Raw genomic sequence first — 23,967 nt, 5'->3', positions numbered from 1 at the left:
CTGAAACCCTTTACTGAACACCGACTGGAGCTCCTCTTATGCCTGATAACTATACCGTGGTTGAAACCGTCCCCACTGCAGAAGCGTTTTGCCGGCTGCGCGAGATCTCGGGTCTTAGCCCTCGCCCGCTGGAAGCGGCACAAAAAGCGCTGCCCGGCAGCTGCTATGGCATGCATATAGTGTTTCAGGGAAAACCGGTCGGTATGGGGCGCATCGTGGGGGATGGTGCGTTGAATTTTGATATTGTCGACGTCGCGGTTGATCCGCTTCATCAGGGGAAAGGGCTGGGCAGAATCATTATGGAAACGCTTGTTGCCTGGCTGGATAACCACGCCTGTAAAGGAGCGTACGTTTGCTTAATGGCCGATGTTCCTGAGCTTTATGCAAAATTTGGTTTTACGCTCGTTCGCCCGGCAAGCGAAGGGATGGCCAGAGTCTGGTGAAGGGCAAATCCGCGTTAAGACAAAAATAAAAACCCCAGGTTAACGAGTAACCTGGGGTTTATATCTGGCGGAAGCGCAGAGATTCGAACTCTGGAACCCTTTCGGGTCGCCGGTTTTCAAGACCGGTGCCTTCAACCGCTCGGCCACACTTCCTAAGTGAGGCGAACTATAAACACCTCACCGCGTGCTGTAAAGAGTGGTGGCACTCGTTCGCTGTAAAAATAGTCAAAACGTGTTTAATCGGTTGAACTGACGACACATCGACGATTTTATCAGCACAGGCTTAGTGTTTTTTGATGTACATGTCTTTCGTGTAATAGTACCCGAGCTTATCCGGCGTAAATCCACCGACCCACGGTTTAACCAGGTGCGTGCGGACATAGTGATAAACCGGAATGGCAGGCACATCGCGCCCCAGTAGATCTTCCGCCTGCTGGTAGTACTTACCCCGCTCTTCCGCTGTTTTGGCTTTTGCGGCATTGAGCAGCGCCTGGTCGTATTCCGGATTGCTGTACTGGCTGGTGTTTTCGCTGTCGCCGGTGCGGAAGTTGTTCAGGAAGGTCGCCGCATCGTCGTAATCGGCAATCCACGCGTACCGCACCGCATCAAAATTGTGGGTGTGCATGGTATCCAGCATGGTTTTCCACTCCTGATTTTGCAGCTTCGCCTCCACGCCGAGGTTTTTCTTCCACATGGAGCTGGCCGCAATCGCGATGCGCTGGTGCGATTCAGAGGTGTTATAGAGCAGGTTGAAGCTCAGAGGATGGCTGGCATTATATCCGGCCTCGTTCAGCAGCTTTTTCGCCTCCGCGATGCGCTTGTCCAGCGGCCAACTGGCGTAATCCGGGTTCTGGAGCTTAACGCCGCCAATATCCGGCTGGCTGATGAGCCACGCCGGGCGCTGCCCCTGCCCTAATACTTTTCCGGCAATGATGTCTTTATCGAGTGCCATGTTCAGCGCCTTGCGCACGCGCGCGTCGTTGAACGGCGGACGGGTGGTATTGAATTCGTAGTAATAGGTCGCAAGCTGAGGTGAAACGTCCAGCTGGCTGCCCAGGGTTTTCTTGAGCTGGGCAAACTGGTTAATCGGCACCGTGTAGACAATGTCAATTTCGCCCGCTTTATAGCGGTTCACATCTGCGGCCTCGGAGGTGATAGGCAGATACGTCACCTTGTTAATCACGGTATGGTCATTATCCCAGTAGCGCGGGTTGCGCTCCGCCACAATGCGTTCGTTGACCACCCACTGCGACAGCTTATACGCCCCGCTGGTGACGATATGTTCAGGCTTGGTCCACTTGTCGCCAAAGCGGCCAATCAGCACTTTGTCCACCGGCACCAGTGACGGGTGCGCCAGCATGGCCAGGAATGCCGCATTAGGCTGCGTCAAAGTGACTTCCAGCGTGGTGTCGTTTATCGCTTTCACGCCCAGCGTATCGGGGGCTTTTTTCCCCTGCGCAATATCCGCACCATTCACAATGTGCATGTTGCCTGGATAGCTGGCGTACGGAGAAGCGGTTTTAGGATTAACCAGACGCTGCCAGCTCCAGACCACATCTTCCGCGGTGATGGCAGTGCCGTCGCTCCAGGTGATGCCCGGACGCAAATGGAACGTCCAGACGGTGTTGTCCTTGTTCTCCCATTTTTCCGCCAGCCGTGGCTGAATGTCCCCCGTCGGGGAGACACTGACCAGCCCATCGAATAAATCGCTGATAATATTGAATTCGACGTCGCTTTCGACTTTATGCGGGTCGAGCGAGGCCGGCTCATTACCGTTGTTCCTGACCAGTTCCTGCTTCTCTGCCAATTGGGTTCCTGCCGGCACGTTAGCCGCCCAGGCAGCCGTGCTGGCGCACAGGATCCCGGCGGTTAACAAAGAGAGTGTAAAGTTCGTGCGTGTTTGTGGTTTCATTTCCTTCGCCTTATTGTCTGTTTTATGACGATCCGGAAATAACTCTTAGCGTTCGAATGGTAATAACGCAATATTTTTCAGTAACCTATAAGAGCTTGATCTGGTAAATTGTCGCAAACCGCTGTTCATACTGGTGAAACGTACTTCTGCAGAATAAATAACCACCTTCAGCACTAACGTGCTGAGTAAAGATGGGTAAAACCACTTTGAGACTGGCGCCCCGTTTCCTATTCTTTCCGCTAATTACATCTGTCATAAGAGAGTGACTCATGGATCGTATAATTACTTCTTCGCGCGACCGCACATCGCTACTCAGTACCCACAAGGTGCTGCGCAATACCTATTTCATGCTTAGCCTGACTCTGGCGTTTTCGGCGATCACCGCCACCGCCAGCACCATGCTGATGCTGCCGTCTCCGGGGCTGATCCTGACCCTGGTGGGCATGTATGGTCTGATGTTCCTGACCTACAAAACCGCTGACAAACCGGTCGGTATTCTGTCCGCGTTTGCCTTCACCGGCTTCCTGGGCTACATCCTGGGGCCGATGCTGAACGCATATCTGTCTGCCGGTATGGGCGATCTTATCGGCATGGCGCTGGGCGGTACCGCGCTGGTGTTCTTCTGCTGCTCGGCCTACGTGCTGACCACGCGTAAGGACATGTCCTTCCTCGGCGGTATGCTGATGGCGGGTGTGGTAGTTGTGCTGGTGGGTATGGTGGCAAACATCTTCCTGCAGCTGCCTGCCCTGCATCTGGCGATCAGCGCCGTGTTTATTCTGATTTCTTCCGGCGCGATCCTGTTTGAAACCAGCAACATCATTCGCGGCGGTGAGACGAACTATATCCGCGCCACCGTGAGCCTCTATGTGTCGCTGTACAACATCTTCGTCAGCCTGTTGAGCATCCTGGGCTTCGCCAGTCGGGATTAAGCACAACGGATATGAAAAAGGAGAATGCCCCGGCATTCTCCTTTTTTATGCCCTACTCACCCCGGCAAATATAGGTCGGATAGCGCCGGTCCTGAATCAGCCACACGGAAGGCGAGAGTTCAGAGATCGTGAGGTAGTAGCGTGCAGTCGGACTGGCAAAGCTCCCCCACTGGGCGTCAGGCGTATTGTCGTTGTGTCGACGCCAGGTTTCGGTGTAGCTCAATACAATGACGTTATCATCGTCCCGCTGCTGCCAGGTAAAGTCCACGTCCCTGTCAACGATCAGATTTTGCCCGTCAGCCCTTGCCGCGCCTTTATAGGTGGTCACTCCGGTACCGTCCCGATGAAAATAGAACTGGGCAACGGTATTGACCTTCACTTCGCTGGTTTTTCCCTCATTGCGCGTAAAGTTAAATTCGGTGCTACAGGCCAGCACATCCTTTTTAAACACACAGCCAGAATAGTAAAACAGCGCCAGGGCACTGCCGACCAACACACCACCCAGACCAAAGAGAAGTTTTATTTTCATTTTTGGGCCCCGCTTTTATAACGGATGGTTTTGCACAGGCTGGATTTACTGACCGGGCAGGCGCCAATGAACACCTCATCTGCGGCGGCAATTGAAAAACGGGCGCTGAAATAATAAATGTCGTACTCCTCACGTTCGCACGCCACGTTATTGGCCGCCAGCTGCGCCGCTAATTTCGATAACACCAGCGGTCTTCCGTGATCGTTGATAATCCAGAGACGACAACGCGCGATTTTCTCCTTAACCGGCATGAGTTTTGCCGGGACGAATATCCCCAGCTGCCGGCTAAAGTAGAAGCTCGCCCCCAATGCAGCAATAATCAATATGGCCGGAATCCCCCACCTTTTCAGGGAAGCGCGCTGGGGCTTTTCAACTTGCGGTGCAGACGGAGGCTGCGGCTCAGCGGGTTGAATACTCTCTCCGGGCTGAAAAATCACATCGGCCTCAAAACGAAACCCATAACGAGGTACGGTTACGATAAATTCGTACCCCTCTCCCAGTGCCTGGAAGCTTTTACGTAATTCGCTCACCGCTTTATTGAGATTATTTCCCGATGGCGTAAAGCCAAACTCCTCCCACACGCGGGTAATCAATTCCTCCCGACTCAGGTCATGCCCTTTGTGTTTAATAAATTCCTGTAAAAGGCGAACGGCGGGTGCCGAAAGCGTTAATACAGATTCCGGTTGTCCAACAAGACTTATTGCATGTGCTTCAGGATCAAATAACAACGAATTATTGCATATAAAAAACATCTTTTATTCTCGGCTGTTACCGCATGCTTTTTAATCCCTGGTACATCGACATGAAAACCCTCTCCTGACTTGCTTATTTTCTCATCAGAAGGAATTTTCTCCCCATCCCTGGTCGCGGTATTTTCGCTTAACTATACAACCTTAAAGCCAGAAAATCAGGATAAAAAACTGTATATAACGAGTTAATTAATACAAATTTTCACAAACCGCTGTTCTGGTTAAAGTTTCCCTGCCCTGAAGCGATACGAAAGCAGACGGTGTCCTGGTGTTAACGCGCCGACTTTAAACTCAGAGCAGGCAGACTTGATTGTGAAACAGAAAAAAAGAGTGAGCGTCACAACCGCCCTTTATGTCGCCGCGCTGTCACTGCCATTTTTCCCGGAAATGGCACTGGCCAATATGAGCGTGTATCCCATGGAACTTAACGTAGATAAGTCCGGTGCGGCGCAAATTAAGGTGGCGTCAAAAACGGATGATATTCAGTTCATTCGGGTGAGGCAAAAGAAAATTCTTAATCCCGGCACGGCCCTGGAAAAAGAAATTGATGTGGCGTCGTGGAAAGAGGGTGGCGTTGTTGTCACGCCGGAAAAATTCGCCCTTGCGGCAGGCGCAATGCGCGTGGTTCGCCTGGTATCGCTTACGCCCCCGGAAAAAGAGACGACCTGGCGCGTCTATTTTGAAGGGGTCAAGCAGCCTGACAGCATTATTCCGGGCAAGGCAGAAAGCCCTGCTGCGACGGCAAGACTGGGCGTCAATGTGATCTGGGGTGCCCTGATCCATCTCGCACCGAAAAAAAGCGTGGTTGCGCTGTCAATTGACCCTCAGAGGGGAACGTTAAAAAACAGCGGCACGTTGCGCGTGCCGCTCAGAGAGATCGGTATTTGTGATGCGGATTCGTCGTGCAGATGGATTAAAGAAGACGCGACGATTTATCCGGACACCGAACGGAAATTAAAAACGCTCTCGAAGGTACAAGGCCAGAAATATAAATTCCGCTACTTCAACTGGCTGAATAAAACCGCTGAAGAAGCTGATTTACCCGTCGTGCAATAACACGACGTTACCGTAAAGACCCAAAGGGTTTGTTTAAAGAGCCAGGGTGCTCATTTGTAAATATGGAGATATCAATGCGTAAGTATTTTAAACCTCTGATGATTGTTGCCGCGATGACCACGTCCGTTAGCGCGCTGGCGATTCAAAAAGATATTACCGTCAACGCCAGCGTTGATTCACAGCTGGATATGACCCAGGCCGATAACACACCGCTGCCGGCAAGCATCGATATGCAGTACCTGCCTGGCCGTGGCCTGGAAAGCTACCGCCTGAATACCAAGGTGTGGTCTAACTCCGCGACCAGCAACGTAAAAGTCCGTCTGGTTAGCGCCGCGAAGCTGGCGAATGCTGACGGTGCTGAGACCATCCCAATGACGGTGATTCTGGGTGATAAAACCCTCTCTACCGCAGATGTGGAATATACAGGCGCCGAACTGTTCCCGGGGAGCATTGAAAACGGTTCAGCGGTACTGCCGCTGACCATTTCCCAGACCACCAAAGGCATTCTGAAAACCGGTCAGTACAGCGGCGTTGTCAGCCTGATGCTGACGCAGGCGACGACCACGGAAGGCGGTGCGTAACACCACTGCACCTAAGGAATAACGTCAGAGGGTGTTCACCCTCTGACGTCAGGATGATGTCGAGGCTCGTTCATGGCGTTTCACAGAAATACCCTCCTCTTTGTTGCTTTGTTACCCGCTTCCATCCAACTCGCCTGCGCCGGGATGGCCGTCCCGCCAGGTTTTGAAGATCTGGCGAAGACGCAGCGCCTGTGGACAGAGGTGAACCTCTATGGCGAGGCGCTTGGCCTTTTTGAAACGGATATCACGCTTGAAACGGTCAGCTTTGTCGCACCTGAAACCGTGGTAGCGGCCATCAAACGCCGGTTTAATGACGACCCATCGCTTGTTGCCACCGTGTCTGCCGCGCTGGCTGTTCCGCTTGCCCGTAACGGCAACCTGGCCTGTAACAGCAACGGCTCCGCAACGGGCTGTGATTACATCGATACCGACCGCGCGGCCATTATTTATGACGAGAATAACGCCCGCATTAACCTGTTCCTGGACAAGAAATTTCTGCCTAAGCAGACGGCAGAGAATCAATGGTATCAGCCTACTCAGGGCACCGAAAATGCGCTGATCCATCAGCAAAACATTAACTTCGTTGCCGACAGGGATTATCAGTCGGCAACCGTGCAGGGCAACGGCGCGCTGGCGCTCACGCAGGACGTCTATGCGAATCTCGACTGGACCTGGCTGGGGCAGCGTTCACGGCAGAAGCAGCTGCAGGAGGTCACCGTCAACAACGCCTGGTTTCGCCAGGATATCCTGCGTCAGTACTATGTTCAGCTGGGCGAGATGGATACCCGCGATCTGTTCAGCAACGCCGGTGGGAATATCAACCTCAGCCAGCTGCCGCTGGGCAAAATTCGCGGCCTGCGCACGGGTTCAACAAGGGCATGGATGAACCCGGTTCAGCAGTCGAAGGGAACCCCAGTGACCGTGCTGCTTTCCCATGACGCGCGTATCGACGCCCGCCGGGGCAATCAGCTGCTGGCGAGCTTTTATCTGAATGCCGGGGCGCAAACCCTGGACACGCGTTCGTTCCCGGACGGGAGCTACACCGTGACGCTCTCCATCTATGAAAATAACCGGCTGACGCGCACCGAGCAGGTGCCGTTTACCCGAACCGGCATTACGCCATTCGACCGCGTCGAGTGGTTCCTGCAGGCGGGCGAAACCGATAATAGCGATCAAAACGAAGAACGTAGCGCGGTTGCGCAGGCGGGCGTTCGTCTGCCCGTGACCCCGACGCTGGCGCTGACCAGCGGCGCAACGTTCAAGAAAAACCAGCGTTTCCTGGAAAATGCGATCGACTGGAGCCGGGGCTTCAACGCGGGCCCGATCGATGGCGTGCTGAGTACCCGGTTTAGCTACCTCTACGGCAGCGAAGGTCAGCGCGGCAATATTCAGCAAATCAGCTACAACGACGGTTTTTCTTTGAGCATCTATCGCAACGCGTTGTCCGCTGAAAACTGCACCACCCAAAGCGCGGGATTTGACGCCGTGAACGGCTGTTATCGCACCCTCTCGGTGATGTTCTCCGTCCCGGTCGGCGCCTGGTATGCGAGCCTGGGATATTCGGATAACCGCAACGAAGGCCGGTACGTTTCACGCCGTGAGCTCCCGGACAGCGACGATCGCCACGATGCGGGTCTGCCGTGGGAATCGGTCTATATGACCCGCACGCGCACGCGGGCCTGGCAGGGAGGCCTGAGCAACGCCTTCAGTACCCATGGGCTGAACATTAACAGCAGCATTAACCTGTTTATGCGTAACGATGACGCCCGCGACGGCAGGGATAAAGGCGGCTACCTGAGCGTGAGCCTGTCCATGGCGCATAACCGTCAGGGTGATGCGTCAAGCTACACCTCTCTGGGCGCGACATGGCAGCACCAGCAGCGTGAAAAAAACCAGCTGAGCTACAGCGTGGCGCATAACTGGTATGCCGATGCCCGCGGTGAAAATGAGTATGGCCTCAGCGCGTCGGGCATTAACAGCGACTCGCTGAATACCTCAGCCTATACGCGCCAGGGCGGACGATATGGCAACGGAAGCCTGACGGTCAGCGACGCCTGGGATCGTCAGGACCGCCGCCATACGCTGAGCAGCAGCGGTAACTACAGCTCAACGCTCGCGCTGTCCCGTTCTGGCCTGTGGCTGGGCCGCTGGAGCGACGGTCGCCCTGCTTCCGCCGTCGCGGTGAACGTGGCCACGCCGGAAGATGCTCAGGATCCGCGCGTCGCCGTGTCGCTGGATAATAGCGGGAGCGCAGACATTCCGGGCAATAGCCGCGCCCTCTTCGCGGTACCGGGCTATCAGCAGACGACGTTGACGATTAACGAATCGCTGGACGTCTCCCGGGGAGCCAGCAGTGAAATCACGCAAGGGTCAGGCAGCAGAACGCTGTTTATGGTGCCAGGCAAACTGCTGCGCCGGGACGTGCAAACTACCGCAAGCTACACCTGGCTTGGCCAGTTAACCGACGAGCGCCATTCGCCGTTTATCGGCGGCGTGCCGCTGAACGTGAACGGCTGGAGCGACCTTGGCAATGGCGGGTTTAGCGCACAAAGCGACGCCCTGCTGCATAACCTCTACCTGGTGCGTCAGCAGCAATTTTATCAGTGCGCGCTGAACGTGAAGAGCATGCGCGACGTTGTGCGTTACGTCGGTTCGATTCCCTGTAAGGAATTAACCTTCTCCGCCCTGCCGGATGCAGTCCAGCAGCAGGCGCAGCTGATGCTGGCCGGACGGTCGGTCCCTGCTGGCCCGACTGCCATGAATACCGATAGCCTCACTAAAGGGAAATGATGTGATTAAACGCCTCTTTATTTTACTGCTGTTAAGCCTGTGGGCCGGCCAGACGCTGGCGGGCGCCCCCGCGGGACGTAACTCCAGCGTTGGGATCAGCTTCGATCGTATGGCACCGCCTGCGCGCTTTGACATCTGGTTTCATGAATCGGGCGGTTATGACCCCGCCGATCCGCAAAAGTGGGGGCGTAATACCCTGACCTGTGAGTCCCGGACTGACACCACGAACGGCGCCTGCATGAACGCCCCGGTCTGGTTCTCGGCGAACCCGGCCGCGCCTTATGCCATCAACTTGCGTTTTACGCATGCCCTCACCAGCAAGACGGTGGATATCAAGGTGTATGGCGATCATTACATGTTTATCAATAACAGAGTGTTTACTTTCGCCAGCTTCGTGACTGGAGGAACTGTCGACCTCCCAGCGTGGAACAGAGAGCCTTACTTCGATTTCTACATCGTAAAAAGCGAACTGGATAAGCTCGCCCTGCCGGGGATCTGGACCGCCACGCTGAAGCAGAACCTGCGCCAGTGGGGAAGCGCCGACTGCGGCGGGAACTTCAATGACGTGAATGTCGGCTGTCCGGGCTATCTCACCCTCGCCAAATGGCAGGCCAATATTCGCATTGAGGTGGTCGACCCGGGAAACCAGCAGATTTATCTGCCGGCCTTTCCGCACTCCACGCCCATCGTTAACCTCAACCTGACCAACTTCCCGGGGCGCCCCGGGGGCAGCGAGATCCAGGGGGAAAACACGCTGGATATGTGCCTGTACGACGGCAAAAACAGTACCAGCACCCGCGCCTATCTTCGCTTTGAGGACGACGGGCTTCCCTCAGATGGGCGTGCCGAAGGGGCGTTTTCTATCCGGCGGCGCGGCGGTAGCCAGACCGATGCGCGGGACCGTCTCGATTATCGGGTCTCCGTCACCAATCCAATCACAGGCGCAACCGAAACGGTCGCGAACGGTAAAACCCTGGTCTGGCAAGGCACAAACGATCCGCAGCATCTGCGTCAGGTCGTGCTGCCGGGCGGACGCGAGAGCGTACTGTGCATTCCTGCGCCGATTATCCTGAAAACGCCTGCGTTTGCTGCCAGCAGCAAAAACGCAGGCGACTATACCGGCACTCTGCGCGTTATCTATACGCCCAGCACGTTATAACGAGGTCACCGTGAGTTACGCCATTCTCGACAATAATCGATTTTACGCCGAAGGGTTGCGCTATGCGCTGCTGCGTCGGGGCGTCCAGCCAGAGGTCATAAGCGATACCGTACAATGGCAGCCAACGCTGCTTACCCGCCGCGTTGTGGTCGTCCGCTGCCGTTTTTCCGTGGCGGCGACGCATCAGGCGCTGATCAACATTTTGCTCAGGCTTGAAGCCGCCCGCTGGAAAGGCAGTCTTTATCTGGTCTGCAACGAAAAGGGATGGGCGCTGGCGACGCATTTACGCAAGCGTTTCGGTACGCTAACGCTTTATATCATCGACGACAGGATCGCCGTTGCCGATGCGGCATATTTGCTGGCAAAAGAGCCGCGTCGCGTTCGAAGCCTTGACTGTTGCCTGACCGTTCCTGAATTCAACGTGCTCGATCTGATGCTGGCCGGGTTGCCGGTCCGCCACATTGCCATCGTGACGCACATGTCGGAGAAACAGGTTTCAACCCATAAATGCAACGCGCTGAAGAAGCTCAATGCCAACAACCTGCTTCAGCTGCTCCTGTAGGTCACGGTTTATCCTGAGCCCGCTTTTTTGCTACACTGTCGCTGATTTTTTACCTACGACAGAAGATTATGTTCATTTTTGCAGGCCAGGAAATTGAGACCGATAGCGAAGGCTATCTGAAAGATACGACGCTCTGGAGCGAACCGCTGGCGGAGAAAATTGCGGAAAACGAAGGGATTACCCTCTCCCCCGAACACTGGGAGGTGGTGCGTTTTGTCCGCGAGTTTTACCTTGAATTCAACACCTCTCCGGCCATCCGCATGCTGGTCAAGGCGATGGCCAATAAGTTCGGTGAAGAGAAAGGCAACAGCCGCTATCTGTATCGTCTGTTCCCGAAAGGCCCGGCAAAACAGGCCACCAAAATTGCCGGCCTGCCAAAACCGGTGAAGTGCATTTAGTAGCGAATACCGAAGTTCATATATTCCCGCCCGGGCTGATGCGGTTCTGTTAAGACCTTATCAACCCGTGCGCTACGCGGCCCACCCGCTTTCAGCCACGCCACGAGCTTGTCGACCTGCTCCGCTTCGCCGCAGGCGACCACCTCAACGCTGCCGTCGTCCATGTTTCGCGCGTATCCCGTTAGCCCAAGCTGAACGGCCTCGCGCTGGGTGCTGTAGCGGAACCCCACGCCCTGAACAACGCCGTGAACCCAGGCAATGGTGCAGACTTTAGACATTCTTTTTCTCCTTAACGTAGCGTTTTCGGCAAACAGCCGTAGTGCTGCCGGAAACGGGCGGTGAAACGAGAGCTGGAAAGATACCCACATTGTAATGCGATTTCGCCGATCGGTAATCGGGTTGACTGTAGCTGTGATAAAGCAACGGCCATCCTCACCTCCTCCACAATCTGGCGAAAACTCTGTGACTCCTCGCGTAACCGCCTGCGCAGCGTCGGTACGCTTAAGGCCAGACGGCTGGCGACGTCCTGCGCGCTCCAGGCTCTGGCGGGCGACAGCATAATGAACTGCCGCACCTGCTCGGTCAGGTTACTGTGTCGCTCAATAAGCAGCGGACCTGCCACGCCGTCATGCAGCAAGGCCAGCAACAGACCGAAAGCCTGATGCTTTTGCAGCGCCTCCGGTAAATCCTGACGCACGGCGTGCAGCAGGTTATCCCACATAAACGCCAGCCCCTCGCTCAGCGGCGCGCAGAGCGAATGCAACGTCGTGCGCGGCCAGGATTTCAGGTAATGCGCTTTAAACTCGGCAACGATCTCCGGAGATAACATGAGCAAGTCCGAGCGAAACATGCCGTTCGCGGGCTGATTGATAATCTCCATCACCGTATTGGCAGGGATAATGATGAGTTGATCCCGTGTCGCCTCCAGGCGGTTATCGTCCTGAACAATCACCTTACTGCCGTGAGTGATATGACAAATAGCCGGAAAGAAGAGTTTAACCTGGTGCAGGCGATGCATTTTGCTGGCAGTCACTTCACCCGCAGTAAGATGTTTATGTCGAAAATGGAACTCCTGCACCCTGTCATCCTTATCTGCTGTAGGTTGCTGTTAACTGAGCCTTTGCCAGAGTGTGACTATTAATCATAAAACCGACCAGCGCGCCGCTGGCATTTTTGTCGACGGGCAGTGTATCCACGTCCAGCGCCCAGACGGTAACCTGATAGCGGTGAGGTTTATCCCCGGCGGGTGGACATGCGCCGCCGAATCCAGAATAGCCGAAATCATTGCGCCCCTGCACCACGCCGGCAGGTAATTTCTCGCCGTTCGGGTTACCGGCATCAGCGGGCAGCGTCATTGTATTCGCCGGTATATTGGCTACGGTCCAGTGCCACCAGCCACTGCCGGTGGGCGCATCAGGGTCATAGACCGTAACGGCAAAACTTTTTGTACCGGTGGGCGGATTTTTCCATGCCAGCTGGGGAGAGGTATTCCCACCGTGGCAGCCAAATCCCTCAAATACCTGCTGCTGCGCCAACCGCCGATCGCCGGAAATATCCCGGCTGGTGATGCCAAAAGGCGTTGCCGCGAAAACCTGAAAACTTATCGCCGCCAGAGCGGCTATTGTGATGACACTGCGCTTTTTCATGGGTGCTTCCTCTGCTGAACTGGAGGCCCTACTGTAAAGCCTGCTGCAATGCCGTAATGTGCCTAAGCGATTCGATTTTGTGCCGAAACGCTCAACGGCATCCGCAGATGATTGCGCCTTGCTGAATGTGGTAATCTACGCGCCATTTCCCTGAAATCGACAGAACAGCAAATTATGAGTGTACGTTTAGTGTTAGCCAAAGGGCGCGAGAAATCATTACTGCGCCGTCATCCCTGGGTCTTTTCCGGCGCGGTTGCCCGTATGGAAGGCAAAGTCAGCCTCGGTGAAACCATTGATATCGTTGACCATCAGGGGAAATGGTTAGCGCGAGGCGCTTACTCGCCAGCGTCCCAAATCCGCGCGCGCGTCTGGACCTTCGATAAAGACGAAACCATCGACATCGACTTCTTTGTGCGTCGTCTGCAGCAGGCGCAGCAGTGGCGCGACTGGCTGGCAAAACGCGACGGGCTGGACAGCTACCGCCTGATTGCCGGTGAGTCCGACGGCCTGCCGGGCGTGACCATCGATCGCTTCGGTAACTTCCTGGTGCTGCAGCTCCTGAGCGCCGGAGCGGAATACCAGCGTGCCGCGCTGATTAGCGCGCTGCAAACGCTGTTCCCGCAGTGCGCCATTTACGACCGCAGTGATGTGGCGGTGCGCAAAAAAGAGGGCATGGAGCTGACGCAGGGTCCGGTTACGGGTGAACTGCCGCCTGCCCTGCTGCCGATTGAAGAGCACGGCATGAAGCTGCTGGTGGATATTCAGGGCGGGCACAAAACCGGTTACTACCTCGACCAGCGCGACAGCCGTCTGGCTACGCGTCAGTACGTTGCCGACAAACGCGTGCTGAACTGCTTCTCCTATACCGGCGGTTTTGCCGTTTCGGCACTGATGGGCGGCTGTGCCCAGGTGGTGAGCGTGGACACCTCACAGGAAGCGCTCGACGTGGCAAAACAGAACGTCGAGCTGAATAAGCTGGATCTGAGCAAAGCGGAGTTTGTACGCGATGACGTGTTCAAGCTGCTGCGTAAATATCGCGATCAGGGCGAAAAGTTCGACGTCATCGTGATGGATCCACCCAAGTTTGTGGAAAACAAAAGCCAGCTGATGGGCGCGTGCCGTGGATATAAAGATATCAACATGCTGGCTATCCAGCTGCTGAACCCGGGCGGGGTTCTGCTCACCTTCTCTTGCTCAGGCCTGATGACCACAGATTTATTTCAGAAAATCATCGCCGATGCCGCAATAGATGCTGGCCGTGATGTACAATTTATAGAGCAGTTCCGTCAGGCAGCCGATCACCCCGTGATTGCTACCTACCCGGAAGGACTGTATCTGAAAGGGTTTGCCTGTCGCGTCATGTAACTTGAAAAGAGAAATATTGCCCGCACATAACGTGTAAGTCGTATTTCCCGGGAGGTGACTATGATTGCCAGCAAATTCGGTATCGGCCAGCAGGTCCGCCACACTTTGCTCGGGTATTTGGGTGTGGTCGTGGATATCGACCCGGAGTATTCCCTTGATGAACCGTCAGCAGACGAGCTGGCGGTGAATGCAGAGCTTCGCGCCGCGCCCTGGTACCATGTGGTGATGGAAGGTGATGATGGACAACCCGTTCACACCTATCTTGCTGAAGCGCAGCTGAGCAGCGAGCTGCAGGAAGAGCATCCGGAGCAACCCACTATGGATGAACTTGCTCAGACTATCCGCAAACAGTTACAGGCTCCGCGCCTGCGGAACTAAGCGTGTAAAAAAAGCCCGATGAACGGGCTTTTTTTTATTACTTCGCCAGCCCCAGGCGGGGGATGTCGATCGCCGGACAGCGATCCATGACGACGTTTAACCCCGCATCCCGCGCCAGCACCGCAGCCTGCTCATTAATCACGCCCAGCTGCATCCACAGCGTTTTCGCCCCGACGGCGATAGCGTCCTGCGCCACTTCCCACGCCGCCTCGGAATTTCGGAAGACATCAACCATATCAATTTTTTCCGGCACGTCAGCGAGCGTGGCATAACCCTGCTGGCCCAGTAAGGTTTTCCCCGCCACTTTTGGCGAGACCGGGATGACGTGGTAGCCCTGATCGAGAAGGTATTTCATCACCCGATAGCTTGGACGATCGGGTTTATCGCTCGCGCCCACCAGCGCAATGGTACGCGTGGATGTCAGAATCTCGGCAATATCGTTCTCTTTCATGGTTTTTCTCCTGGCTTTTTTAAAAGTGTACGCCAAACCGCACATCTCAACCATCCATCCCATACCGACGCATGAGGGCAAAACGGCGAAATATGTCTATATGTTAGTAAACATGATTCTCGAAAAATTTAGATACATTAATGCGGCGACAGGATTTCTGACGGGAGCCTTCTATGAAAACCGGTATTGCCACTGCTCTGATTGCGTTAGTGATGCCGGTCTGCGTTTTTGCTACCACGCTCCGGCTCTCTACCGATATTGATCTCCTGGTACTGGACGGAAAAAAGGTTTCCAGTTCGTTATTGCGCGGTGCGGACAGCATCGAGCTGGATAACGGGCCGCATCAGCTGGTATTCCGGGTGGAAAAATCGATCGGTCTGGCGAATCACGAGCAAAGGATGTATATCTCGCCGCCGCTGATCGTCAGCTTTAATACCCGGCAAATCAGTCAGGTGAACATTACCCTGCCTCGTCTTGAAACGGAGAAAGAATCGGCGGCCTTCGACGCGTCTCCGCGCATTGAATTGCTGGACGGGGATGCGATGCCGATTCCGGTGAAGCTGGATATTCTGGCGCTGACGACCTCACCAAAAGGTCCGGACTACGAGGCCGCGACCCAGACCTATAACAAAGCGGGTAAACGCGCGTCGCTTCCTCAGTTTGCCACCATGATGGCTGACGACAGTACGCTGCTTTCCGGCGTCTCTGAACTGGACGTCATTCCTCCCCAGTCCCAGACCCTGACGGAACAGCGCCTAAAATTCTGGTTCCAGCAGGCCGATCCCGACACGCGGGCCCGGTTTTTACAGTGGGCAAAACAACAACCTTCATCATAAGCCACATTTTTTACGCCTTTCTCTTGCAGCGTCAGACGGTTCCCGTCATCGTGTAGGCAGTTAACCTGATGGATATGATTATGGAACTGACAACACGCACGCTACCTGAACGCAAACACATTGCGCTGGTGGCGCACGATCACTGTAAACAAATGCTGCTTAACTGGGTTCGCCGCCATCAGTCTTCGCTGGAAAAGCACGCTCTGTCGGCGACCGGTACCACCGGTAACCTGATCCAGCGTGAAACGGGTCTGCAGGTGAATGCCATGCTGAGCGGCCCGATGGGCGGCGATCAGCAGGTCGGCGCGCAGATCTCCGAAGGGAAGATTGATGTGCTGATCTTCTTCTGGGACCCGCTGAACGCGGTTCCGCACGACCCGGATGTCAAAGCCCTGCTGCGTCTGGCGACGGTGTGGAATATTCCGGTGGCGACGAACCTGTCGACGGCGGATTTCATCATCGAATCGCCGCAGTTTAACTCGCCGGTTGATATCCTTATTCCGGACTATCAGCGTTATCTTTCCGACAGACTGAAGTAGCTTTTTTGCCGGGTGGCGGCTACGCCTTACCCGGCCTACAAAACCTTGCCTGACGTCGTTATGGTTTACGCGCTACCGGCACATCAATACTCTTCAGGATATCGACAAACACGGATGGCTCCTCTTTATTGAACAGCAGCCACACGCGATGGCGCGCGCGGGTGATAGCCACATACAGCAAACGCCGCTCTTCGGCATCCGGGAAGTCTTCCGGCACCGGCAGCAAGGCCTGTTCCATTACCGACTCGCGGGCCGGAGCCGGGAAACCGTCGCTGCCCTCTTTCAGCCCCATGACAATCACATAGTCGGCCTGCTGCCCTTTGCTGGCGTGAATCGTCATAAATTCAAGCTGCAGCTTCGGCCAGCGGGTGGCCGCCTTTTCCAGCGCCTCGGGTTTGAGGTGATGGTAGCGCGCCAGCACCAGGATACGCTCATCGGGCTTCGCATAGCCGCTGAGCTTGTCCAGCAGCGGTTCCAGCTGATCGTCCGCCAGCAGGGTCACGGCTTTTTTATCCCCTGCCCGCAGGCTATTGAGCGGCTTTGCCAGCTGATGCGGGTTCTGCTGGATAAAGCGGTTGGCGATTTCACCAATCCGTGAATTGAAGCGGTAGGTCGTGTCCAGATCGCTGCGATCGCCTTCGCCAAAATAGTGGTGGAATGCCGTTGTCAGGGAGAGCTGCGCCCCGCTGAAGCGATAGATGGCCTGCCAGTCGTCCCCCACCGCAAACAGCGAGGTATGTTTATTTTGCGCCCGCAGCGCTGAGAGCAACGCTGCACGCTGCGGAGAGATGTCCTGGAACTCATCCACCAGAATATGCTTCCACGGGCTGACAAAACGCCCCTTCTCAAGAATGATGATGGCCTGATGGATCAGGCCGGAGAAATCAACGGCATTTTCCTCTTTCAGCGCGGTTTTCCAGGCTTTCAGTAGCGGAGCCATCAGCTTGACCCGCTTCGAAAACAGATCGCGGATCGCCTCCGGCGCGCTTTCAATCATCTCTGCCTGCGATCCACCGTGCATTCGCATCAGGCTGACCCAGCGGTCAAGTCGCGAACCCAGCCGACGCGCCAGTTTATCATCCTGCCAGAAGCTGCCCTCTGGCACTTCCCAACTGAGCTCCTCCTCCAGCCACTGACGCCACCCTTTTGCCTGCGCCTTTTTCTCACTGCACTGCTGGCGCCACGTTTTGATGAACAGCGCCTGACGCGCCTGCGCGTCGTTTTCCAGCTTACTGATGGAAGGCACTTTTTTACTGCCCTGCTGAATAATATGCAGCGCAAGGGCATGGAAGGTTCTGGCCGTGATATCCCGGGTGTGCAGGCGTTCCTGGATACGTTCGTCCATCTCCTGGGCAGCCTTGCGGCCAAAGGCCAGAAGCAGAATTTGATCGGCTACCGCTTCCCCGGTCGTCAGCAGCCAGCCGGCACGCGCCACCAGCACCGACGTTTTACCGCTACCGGCCCCCGCCAGCACCAGCAGCGACTGCTCGCCGTTGACCACCGCGCGCGCCTGAGCCGGATTGAGCGGTGACGATTCCACCGTACTGAAAAAGTCGGCATATTGGGTGAGCATGGCGTCCGTCCAGGCCTGATTATGGGCGAGACGGCTTTTATCCTTATCATTCAGCCAGGCCTGACACTGGCGCCAGGCGTCGCGACAGTTGTCAAACTCGTCGAGACGCGTCACGGAGAGCGGCAGCGCCGCGAGTGCCTGTCGGATCTTTTGCTGCAGCCCGGCGGTCTGCTGACGGGTCAGCCACGCGTGTTGCGCGTTGCTTTGCGCGATATCGTCCAGCACCTGCTGGAGCACCTGGGCGGCAATCACGCTCATATCCTGGCTCCACTGCTGCCAGAGCGCGTTCAGGTGATGGTGGAAACGCTGAGTTTCCACCCACTCGGTGCCGTGAAGACGCACGACTTTATCGTCAGGGAGAACGAACTCCAGCTCGCCCCACACCAGCCCGCGTTTGCAGTGGATAGCCAGAAGCTGATTAAACGGAATAAGGTATTCGTGGCGTTCCCCGGAGACTTTCACCCCGGCATTAAGGAGAACAACCCTGTCGTAAGGGTGTTGCGCCAGGCGTTTGCCTAACGACGTTGCTTTCAGTTCCATGTTCCGCCAAATCCACGAAGAGATAATTTACCTGACAGTTTAACTGCCAGTTTTAAGGTGCTCCAGCCTAAAAAAACGTTACAATCATTGGGCGTTAATTTTATCGAAAGGAAGTGAGGGTTTATGCGTACCGTTCTGAATGTGTTGAATTTTGTGCTGGGCGGTTTTGCCACCACCCTTTCCTGGCTTTTTGCCACGCTGGTGAGCATCGTCCTGATTTTCACGCTTCCCCTGACCCGTTCCTGCTGGGAAATCACAAAACTCTCCTTAATCCCCTACGGGAATGAAGCCATCCACGTTGACGAGCTGAATCCGGAGAACAAAAACGCCCTGATGAATACGGGCGGAACCCTGCTGAACATTCTGTGGCTCATTTTCTTCGGCTGGTGGCTGTGCATCATGCATATTTTTGCCGGTATTGCACAGTGCATCACGATTATTGGTATTCCGGTGGGGATCGCGAACTTTAAGATCGCCGCTATCGCCCTTTGGCCCGTCGGTCGCAGGGTTGTTCCGGTAGAAGTGGCCCAGGCGGCGCGTGAAGCAAACGCTCGTCGTCGTTTTCAGTAAATAAGGACTGGCCGCGTTTATGCTAAGCCCACTGCTTCGCCGTTATACCTGGAACAGCACCTGGCTTTATAACGTCAGGATATTCATCGCGCTTTGCGGCACGGTTGCTCTGCCCTGGTGGCTGAATGATGTCAAACTCACTATTCCGCTCACGCTGGGAGTGGTGGCCGGGGCGCTGGCGGACCTGGACGATCGTCTGGCCGGGCGTTTGCGTAATCTGGTTATTACGCTTGTCTGCTTTTTTATTGCGTCAGCGTCCGTTGAGCTGCTTTTCCCGTGGCCCTGGCTGTTTGCCCTGGGTCTTACCCTCTCAACCAGCGGGTTTATTTTGCTGGGTGGCCTTGGGCAGCGCTATGCCACCATCGCTTTTGGTGCATTGCTGATCGCCATCTACACCATGCTGGGCGTTTCCCTGTACGACCAGTGGTACCAGCAGCCGGTTCTGCTGTTGCTGGGCGCCATCTGGTATAACCTGCTGACGCTAACCGGTCATCTGATCTTCCCGGTTCGCCCTCTGCAGGATAACCTTGCCCGCAGCTTTGAGCAGTTAGCCCACTATCTGGAACTGAAATCCCGGCTGTTCGACCCGGATATCGAGGAAGAAAGCCAGGCTCCGCTCTACGATCTGGCGCTGGCTAATGGCCAGTTAGTCGCCACCCTTAATCAGACTAAAGCCTCTCTGCTGACCCGTCTGCGCGGCGATCGCGGTCAGCGCGGAACGCGAAGGACCTTACACTACTATTTTGCCGCCCAGGATATTCATGAACGCGCCAGCTCCTCGCACGTTCAGTATGCTGCCCTGCGCGAGAGGTTCCGCTACAGCGACGTGATGTTCCGCTTCCAGCGCCTGCTCTCCATGCAGTCTCAGGCGTGTCAGCGGCTCTCGCGCTCCATTCTGCTGCGCACGCCCTATCAGCATGATCCCCGCTTTGAACGGGTATTCAGCCACCTTGATGCGGCGCTCGACCGCGTTCAGGCCAGCGGAACGTCACCGGAACACATCAAAGCGCTGGGCTTTCTGCTGAACAACCTGCGGGCGATTGATGCACAGCTGGCAACCATTGAGTCCGAACAGGCGATGGCACTGCCGGGCAGTGAGGTGGAAAACCAGCTTGCTGATGACAGCGTGCACAGCGTTAGCGATATGTGGCTACGCCTGAGCCGGAACTTTACGCCGGAGTCGGCTCTCTTTCGCCACGCGGTGAGAATGTCGCTGGTGCTGTGCGTGGGGTATGCCTTTATCCAGATAACCGGGCTGCACCACGGCTACTGGATCCTGCTCACCAGCCTGTTCGTCTGCCAGCCGAACTATAACGCCACCCGACATCGTCTTGCGCTGCGTATTATCGGTACGCTGGTTGGCGTCGCGATCGGCCTTCCGGTGCTCTATTTCGTGCCTTCCGTCGAAGGTCAATTGATTCTGATCGTGATCACCGGCGTGCTGTTCTTCGCGTTTCGCAACGTGCAGTATGCCCACGCCACCATGTTCATCACACTGCTGGTGCTGCTCTGCTTTAACCTGCTGGGTGAAGGCTTTGAAGTCGCCCTGCCTCGCGTGATCGATACCCTGATTGGCTGCGCAATTGCCTGGGCCGCGGTCAGCTTTATCTGGCCGGACTGGCGTTTCCGCAATTTACCGCGCGTGGTCGACAGGGCGATGAATGCCAACTGTCGATACCTTGACGCTATCCTGGAGCAGTATCACCAGGGGCGCGATAACCGCCTGGCTTACCGGATAGCACGTCGTGATGCGCACAACAGTGATGCAGAACTGGCCTCCGTTGTCTCTAACATGTCAACGGAGCCTCGCGCCACGGCGGAAATTCGTGAGACTGCGTTCCGCCTGCTCTGCCTGAACCATACGTTTACCAGCTATATTTCGACGCTGGGTGCCCACCGTGAGAAGCTCACCAACCCGGGTATTCTCAACCTGCTCGATGACGCCGTCTGTTATGTCGATGACGCGCTTCATCACCGCCCAGCCGATGAGCCGCGCGTACAACAGGCGCTGAATGAACTGGCGCAACGCATTGCGCATCTTGACCCGGGAAACGACAGCAAAGCGCCGCTGGTTCTTCAGCAGATAGGCCTGCTTATCGCTCTGCTGCCTGAAATTTGCCGGCTGCAACAGCAAATCGCTACCTGGAGGAGTGATTCTCCTGTGGCTCAGGCAGCGCATTAAACCACTCCGTCAGCTCCCGGCGAATGCCTGCCGGGAGTGCCGCCTCATGCAGCCCCTCGATAGCCCCTTCGAGTGCGAAGAGGACTTTAATACTGAGCGCTTTATTTTTCGCCCGCATCTTCAGCCAGCTGGCTCTGGCGCCCAGCGCCCGCAGCGTTTCCTCATTAGTGATACCGGCTTCAAAAAGCAAGACTTCAAGCTGAAAGGTCAGGTTTGGCAGATCCTTGAGTCGGTTTCGTTGATGGCGCTGATAGCGCTCTTTTCTTGCCGCACTGAGCGCAAACGAGGAGAGCTGAAGCAACCGCTCCCTGTCCTGCCATAATCCGTCATCCACACGATAATAGTTGAGCAGCACCGGGCGGCCTCGCTTCATCAATGTCAAAAATGAGGAGGCATTCTTTACGCAGTATTTCGCACTCTCCTCACAAGCCCGAAGATAAAGCTCGCCATCAGACACCATGGCAAAAACCGCATCATCCACCGCCAGGGTGTAGCCTCCAAACAGCGCACGATGATGAATCTCGCCCAACGGGGAGAGGTATTCCTGGGATTTATAAATCCGTTCATAAGATATCTTTTTCATGATATTTCCCTTCAAAATCATAAAGTAACAACGAAATTTCTTACTAGCGGATCCGTTAGCAGGAAAATAGGCAACTTATCGCCGTTGAGCAAGATGATTTTTCCAGGGGCATCAAGATTGAATGAATTTTGCGAGTCGCTTTCCGAAAATGAGGTTGATCTTTATGCATACAGGGGTTACTGTATATCCATACAGTAACTACAGGGCTGGAATGAATATGCACACTTCAGGCTATGCAAATCGCGCAATCTCTCTCTCTTCTGCCGCAGGCAATGTCGCGCAGAATTCCGTCGAGCGTGTTTCCACAGGGCTTATCAGTGAAGTGGTTTATCGTGAAGACCAGCCCCTGTTGACGCAACTTCTGTTGTTGCCGTTATTACAACAGCTTGGTCAGCAATCGCGCTGGCAGCTTTGGCTCACGCCTCAGCAAAAACTGAGCCGTGAGTGGGTTCAGTCCGCTGGCCTTCCGCTGACCAAGGTCATGCAGATTAATCAGCTCTCACCGTGCGATACCGTTGAGTCGATGATCCGCGCGTTACGCACCGGAAATTACAGCGTGGTAATTGGATGGTTACCCGAAGAATTGACGGAAGAGGAACATTTCCGTCTGACTGAAGCCGCTGAAGAAGGGAGTGCGATCGGGTTCATTATGCGTCCGGTTCGATCGGATTCTTACCGCAGAGGACAACTTTCTGGGCTAAAAATTCACTCAAATTTGTATCATTGAGTGAAATTAAGATTTTTCCTGGAATTTTTTTCGACCACAAGATGGCATTAAAGTTCCCGGTCTGAAAATTGCGGCAAGGCTTGTCTGGTGCGGTTCTCCTTCATTTTATTGCACAAAATTCGTTCTAAAAATGTTAAATAATCGGTATACGGAACTTTTTTTTTCATATGCCTGACAGACTTCACACTTGTAAGTTTTCAGCTACGTTGTAGACTTTACATCGCCAGGGGTGCTCGGCCTAAGCCGAAGATATCGGTAGATTTATATTTGACCACGCCCCCCGGTGAAGGATTTAACCGTGATTCTCTCTTGAGACTTTCATGGCGAATTTTGGATGATAACGAGGCGCAAAAAATGAAAAAGACAGCTATCGCGATTGCAGTGGCACTGGCTGGCTTCGCTACCGTAGCGCAGGCCGCTCCGAAAGATAATACCTGGTATGCAGGTGGTAAACTGGGCTGGTCTCAGTTCCACGACACCGGCTGGTACAACAAAGACCTGAACAACGATGGCCCGACTCACGAGAGCCAGCTTGGTGCAGGTGCGTTCGGTGGCTATCAGGTTAACCCGTATGTTGGTTTTGAAATGGGTTACGACTGGTTAGGTCGTATGCCATACAAAGGCGACACCGTAAACGGCGCTTTCAAAGCACAGGGCGTTCAGCTGACCGCTAAACTGGGTTACCCAGTAACTGACGATCTGGACGTGTACACCCGTCTGGGCGGCATGGTATGGCGCGCTGACTCCAGCAACAGCATCGCTGGCGACGACCATGATACCGGTGTTTCCCCAGTATTCGCTGGTGGCGTTGAGTGGGCTATGACCCGTGACATCGCTACCCGTCTGGAATACCAGTGGGTTAACAACATCGGCGACGGCAACACCGTTGGTGTTCGTCCAGACAACGGCATGCTGAGCGTAGGTGTTTCCTACCGTTTCGGCCAGCAGGAAGAAGCAGCACCAGTTGTTGCTCCAGCGCCGGCTCCAGCTCCAGAAGTACAGACCAAGCACTTCACTCTGAAGTCTGACGTTCTGTTCAACTTCAACAAAGCGACTCTGAAACCAGAAGGTCAGCAGGCACTGGATCAGCTGTACTCTCAGCTGAGCAACCTGGATCCTAAAGACGGTTCTGTAGTGGTTCTGGGCTTCACCGACCGTATCGGTTCTGACGCTTACAACCAGAAACTGTCTGAGAAACGTGCTCAGTCTGTTGTTGATTACCTGATCTCTAAAGGTATCCCAGCTAACAAGATCTCCCCACGTGGTATGGGCGAATCTAACCCAGTTACTGGCAACACCTGTGACAACGTGAAAGCTCGCGCTGCACTGATCGACTGCCTGGCTCCAGATCGTCGCGTAGAGATCGAAGTTAAAGGCATCAAAGACGTTGTAACTCAGCCAGCGGCATAAGTTATCGTCTTATAAAAAAACCCCGCCATGCGGGGTTTTTTATTGTCTGAAGAAAAGAA

The 23,967-nt window shown here is 55.1% G+C and carries 25 protein-coding genes and 1 tRNA gene; 16 read left to right on the top strand and 10 right to left on the bottom strand.

Annotated features, from left to right (window positions below; translation table 11 throughout):
- Positions 1 to 38 precede the first annotated feature (38 nt).
- Entirely contained in the window at positions 39 to 443 is a 405-nt protein-coding gene (locus ACMGG5_RS13945; RefSeq protein WP_024907748.1) for a GNAT family N-acetyltransferase, read from the top strand.
- Between the two features lie 65 nt (positions 444 to 508).
- Here the strand turns inward: ACMGG5_RS13945 and ACMGG5_RS13940 are convergent.
- Positions 509 to 596 (bottom strand) — tRNA-Ser (locus ACMGG5_RS13940).
- 130 nt (positions 597 to 726) lie between these two features.
- Complete coding sequence (locus tag ACMGG5_RS13935; protein ID WP_420278011.1) at positions 727 to 2,355, bottom strand: ABC transporter substrate-binding protein; 1,629 nt, start codon at positions 2,353 to 2,355, stop codon at positions 727 to 729.
- A 269-nt stretch (positions 2,356 to 2,624) separates the two neighbouring features.
- Here ACMGG5_RS13935 and yccA point away from each other — a divergent pair, with 269 nt between their 5' ends.
- Complete coding sequence (gene yccA / locus ACMGG5_RS13930) at positions 2,625 to 3,284, top strand: FtsH protease modulator YccA (protein ID WP_320736049.1); 660 nt, start codon at positions 2,625 to 2,627, stop codon at positions 3,282 to 3,284.
- Between the two features lie 52 nt (positions 3,285 to 3,336).
- Here the strand turns inward: yccA and ACMGG5_RS13925 are convergent, their stop codons facing one another.
- Together ACMGG5_RS13925 and ACMGG5_RS13920 are read right to left on the bottom strand one after the other, a co-directional pair.
- Positions 3,337 to 3,813 (bottom strand): hypothetical protein, encoded by a 477-nt coding sequence (locus ACMGG5_RS13925; RefSeq protein WP_048991046.1) that lies wholly within the window; start codon positions 3,811 to 3,813, stop codon positions 3,337 to 3,339.
- Complete coding sequence (locus ACMGG5_RS13920; RefSeq protein ID WP_420278010.1) at positions 3,810 to 4,565, bottom strand: winged helix-turn-helix domain-containing protein; 756 nt, start codon at positions 4,563 to 4,565, stop codon at positions 3,810 to 3,812. Before ACMGG5_RS13920 ends, ACMGG5_RS13925 begins: the two co-directional genes overlap by 4 nt.
- Positions 4,566 to 4,874: 309 nt before the next feature.
- Here ACMGG5_RS13920 and ACMGG5_RS13915 point away from each other — a divergent pair, with 309 nt between their 5' ends.
- The 6 genes from ACMGG5_RS13915 to tusE all read left to right on the top strand — a co-directional run bounded on the left by ACMGG5_RS13915 (position 4,875) and on the right by tusE (position 11,108).
- On the top strand, positions 4,875 to 5,618 hold the full coding sequence (locus tag ACMGG5_RS13915) for a fimbrial protein (RefSeq protein ID WP_048991051.1): 744 nt from the start codon (positions 4,875 to 4,877) through the stop codon (positions 5,616 to 5,618).
- A 74-nt stretch (positions 5,619 to 5,692) separates the two neighbouring features.
- Positions 5,693 to 6,199 carry a CS1 type fimbrial major subunit gene (locus tag ACMGG5_RS13910; protein ID WP_061715619.1) on the top strand — a complete coding sequence of 169 codons (507 nt, stop codon included), beginning with the start codon at positions 5,693 to 5,695 and terminating at the stop codon, positions 6,197 to 6,199.
- A 72-nt stretch (positions 6,200 to 6,271) separates the two neighbouring features.
- Positions 6,272 to 8,989 (top strand): TcfC E-set like domain-containing protein, encoded by a 2,718-nt coding sequence (locus ACMGG5_RS13905; RefSeq protein WP_420278009.1) that lies wholly within the window; start codon positions 6,272 to 6,274, stop codon positions 8,987 to 8,989.
- A 1-nt stretch (position 8,990) separates the two neighbouring features.
- Positions 8,991 to 10,148 (top strand): CfaE/CblD family pilus tip adhesin, encoded by a 1,158-nt coding sequence (locus ACMGG5_RS13900; RefSeq protein WP_420278008.1) that lies wholly within the window; start codon positions 8,991 to 8,993, stop codon positions 10,146 to 10,148.
- Between the two features lie 10 nt (positions 10,149 to 10,158).
- A complete protein-coding gene (locus ACMGG5_RS13895) occupies positions 10,159 to 10,710 on the top strand; it encodes a LuxR C-terminal-related transcriptional regulator (protein WP_208763706.1) in 552 nt (183 codons plus the stop codon).
- Positions 10,711 to 10,778: 68 nt separating this feature from the next.
- A complete protein-coding gene (tusE, locus tag ACMGG5_RS13890; RefSeq protein ID WP_008499913.1) occupies positions 10,779 to 11,108 on the top strand; it encodes a sulfurtransferase TusE in 330 nt (109 codons plus the stop codon).
- Here tusE and yccX read toward each other — a convergent pair.
- From yccX to ACMGG5_RS13875, 3 genes are read right to left on the bottom strand one after another with little or no spacing between them, the layout of a single operon-like run.
- A complete protein-coding gene (gene yccX, locus ACMGG5_RS13885; protein ID WP_024907755.1) occupies positions 11,105 to 11,386 on the bottom strand; it encodes an acylphosphatase in 282 nt (93 codons plus the stop codon). The two genes, tusE and yccX, sit on opposite strands and share 4 nt — an antisense overlap.
- 11 nt (positions 11,387 to 11,397) lie before the next feature.
- The gene (locus tag ACMGG5_RS13880) at positions 11,398 to 12,186 is read right to left on the bottom strand and encodes an AraC family transcriptional regulator (RefSeq protein ID WP_032649118.1); all 789 of its coding nucleotides are present in this window, start codon (positions 12,184 to 12,186) and stop codon (positions 11,398 to 11,400) included.
- A gap of 10 nt (positions 12,187 to 12,196) precedes the next feature.
- The gene (locus tag ACMGG5_RS13875; RefSeq protein ID WP_420278007.1) at positions 12,197 to 12,754 is read right to left on the bottom strand and encodes a kinase inhibitor; all 558 of its coding nucleotides are present in this window, start codon (positions 12,752 to 12,754) and stop codon (positions 12,197 to 12,199) included.
- A gap of 174 nt (positions 12,755 to 12,928) precedes the next feature.
- Between ACMGG5_RS13875 and rlmI the strand changes: the two genes are divergently transcribed.
- A complete protein-coding gene (gene rlmI / locus ACMGG5_RS13870; RefSeq protein ID WP_420278006.1) occupies positions 12,929 to 14,119 on the top strand; it encodes a 23S rRNA (cytosine(1962)-C(5))-methyltransferase RlmI in 1,191 nt (396 codons plus the stop codon).
- A 60-nt stretch (positions 14,120 to 14,179) separates the two neighbouring features.
- Positions 14,180 to 14,497, top strand: a complete 318-nt coding sequence (gene hspQ, locus ACMGG5_RS13865; protein ID WP_008499919.1) for a heat shock protein HspQ — start codon at positions 14,180 to 14,182, stop codon at positions 14,495 to 14,497.
- A 37-nt stretch (positions 14,498 to 14,534) separates the two neighbouring features.
- Here the strand turns inward: hspQ and ACMGG5_RS13860 are convergent, their stop codons facing one another.
- The gene (locus ACMGG5_RS13860) at positions 14,535 to 14,948 is read right to left on the bottom strand and encodes a CoA-binding protein (protein WP_008499920.1); all 414 of its coding nucleotides are present in this window, start codon (positions 14,946 to 14,948) and stop codon (positions 14,535 to 14,537) included.
- A gap of 173 nt (positions 14,949 to 15,121) precedes the next feature.
- On the opposite strand from ACMGG5_RS13860, the gene csgI reads away from it, so the two are divergent.
- Together csgI and mgsA are read left to right on the top strand one after the other, a co-directional pair.
- Entirely contained in the window at positions 15,122 to 15,784 is a 663-nt protein-coding gene (csgI, locus tag ACMGG5_RS13855; protein ID WP_032638793.1) for a curli synthesis inhibitor, read from the top strand.
- Between the two features lie 80 nt (positions 15,785 to 15,864).
- Positions 15,865 to 16,323: a methylglyoxal synthase gene (mgsA, locus tag ACMGG5_RS13850; protein ID WP_023311034.1), complete on the top strand. Its 459-nt coding sequence runs from the start codon at positions 15,865 to 15,867 to the stop codon at positions 16,321 to 16,323.
- A gap of 58 nt (positions 16,324 to 16,381) precedes the next feature.
- On the opposite strand, the gene helD is transcribed toward mgsA, so the two are convergent.
- A complete protein-coding gene (helD, locus tag ACMGG5_RS13845; RefSeq protein ID WP_420278005.1) occupies positions 16,382 to 18,436 on the bottom strand; it encodes a DNA helicase IV in 2,055 nt (684 codons plus the stop codon).
- 123 nt (positions 18,437 to 18,559) lie between these two features.
- Here helD and ACMGG5_RS13840 point away from each other — a divergent pair, with 123 nt between their 5' ends.
- Both ACMGG5_RS13840 and yccS read left to right on the top strand, forming a co-directional pair.
- Complete coding sequence (locus tag ACMGG5_RS13840; protein ID WP_032649128.1) at positions 18,560 to 19,006, top strand: YccF domain-containing protein; 447 nt, start codon at positions 18,560 to 18,562, stop codon at positions 19,004 to 19,006.
- A 19-nt stretch (positions 19,007 to 19,025) separates the two neighbouring features.
- Positions 19,026 to 21,188, top strand: coding sequence for a YccS family putative transporter (yccS, locus tag ACMGG5_RS13835; protein WP_048991028.1), 2,163 nt, complete (start codon positions 19,026 to 19,028; stop codon positions 21,186 to 21,188).
- On the opposite strand, the gene ACMGG5_RS13830 is transcribed toward yccS, so the two are convergent.
- Positions 21,145 to 21,771 carry a TfoX/Sxy family DNA transformation protein gene (locus ACMGG5_RS13830; protein ID WP_023311030.1) on the bottom strand — a complete coding sequence of 209 codons (627 nt, stop codon included), beginning with the start codon at positions 21,769 to 21,771 and terminating at the stop codon, positions 21,145 to 21,147. The genes yccS and ACMGG5_RS13830 overlap by 44 nt on opposite strands.
- 217 nt (positions 21,772 to 21,988) lie before the next feature.
- Here ACMGG5_RS13830 and sulA point away from each other — a divergent pair, with 217 nt between their 5' ends.
- Positions 21,989 to 22,498, top strand: coding sequence for an SOS-induced cell division inhibitor SulA (sulA, locus tag ACMGG5_RS13825; protein WP_024907764.1), 510 nt, complete (start codon positions 21,989 to 21,991; stop codon positions 22,496 to 22,498).
- Positions 22,499 to 22,852: 354 nt separating this feature from the next.
- Positions 22,853 to 23,908, top strand: a complete 1,056-nt coding sequence (gene ompA / locus ACMGG5_RS13820; protein ID WP_048991025.1) for a porin OmpA — start codon at positions 22,853 to 22,855, stop codon at positions 23,906 to 23,908.
- Positions 23,909 to 23,967: the final 59 nt, after the last annotated feature.

This window comes from Enterobacter sp. BNK-34, from assembly GCF_048684445.1.
In the GTDB taxonomy this organism is placed as follows: domain Bacteria; phylum Pseudomonadota; class Gammaproteobacteria; order Enterobacterales; family Enterobacteriaceae; genus Enterobacter; species Enterobacter pseudoroggenkampii.
This window is presented reverse-complemented; position numbering and strand designations above follow the sequence as displayed.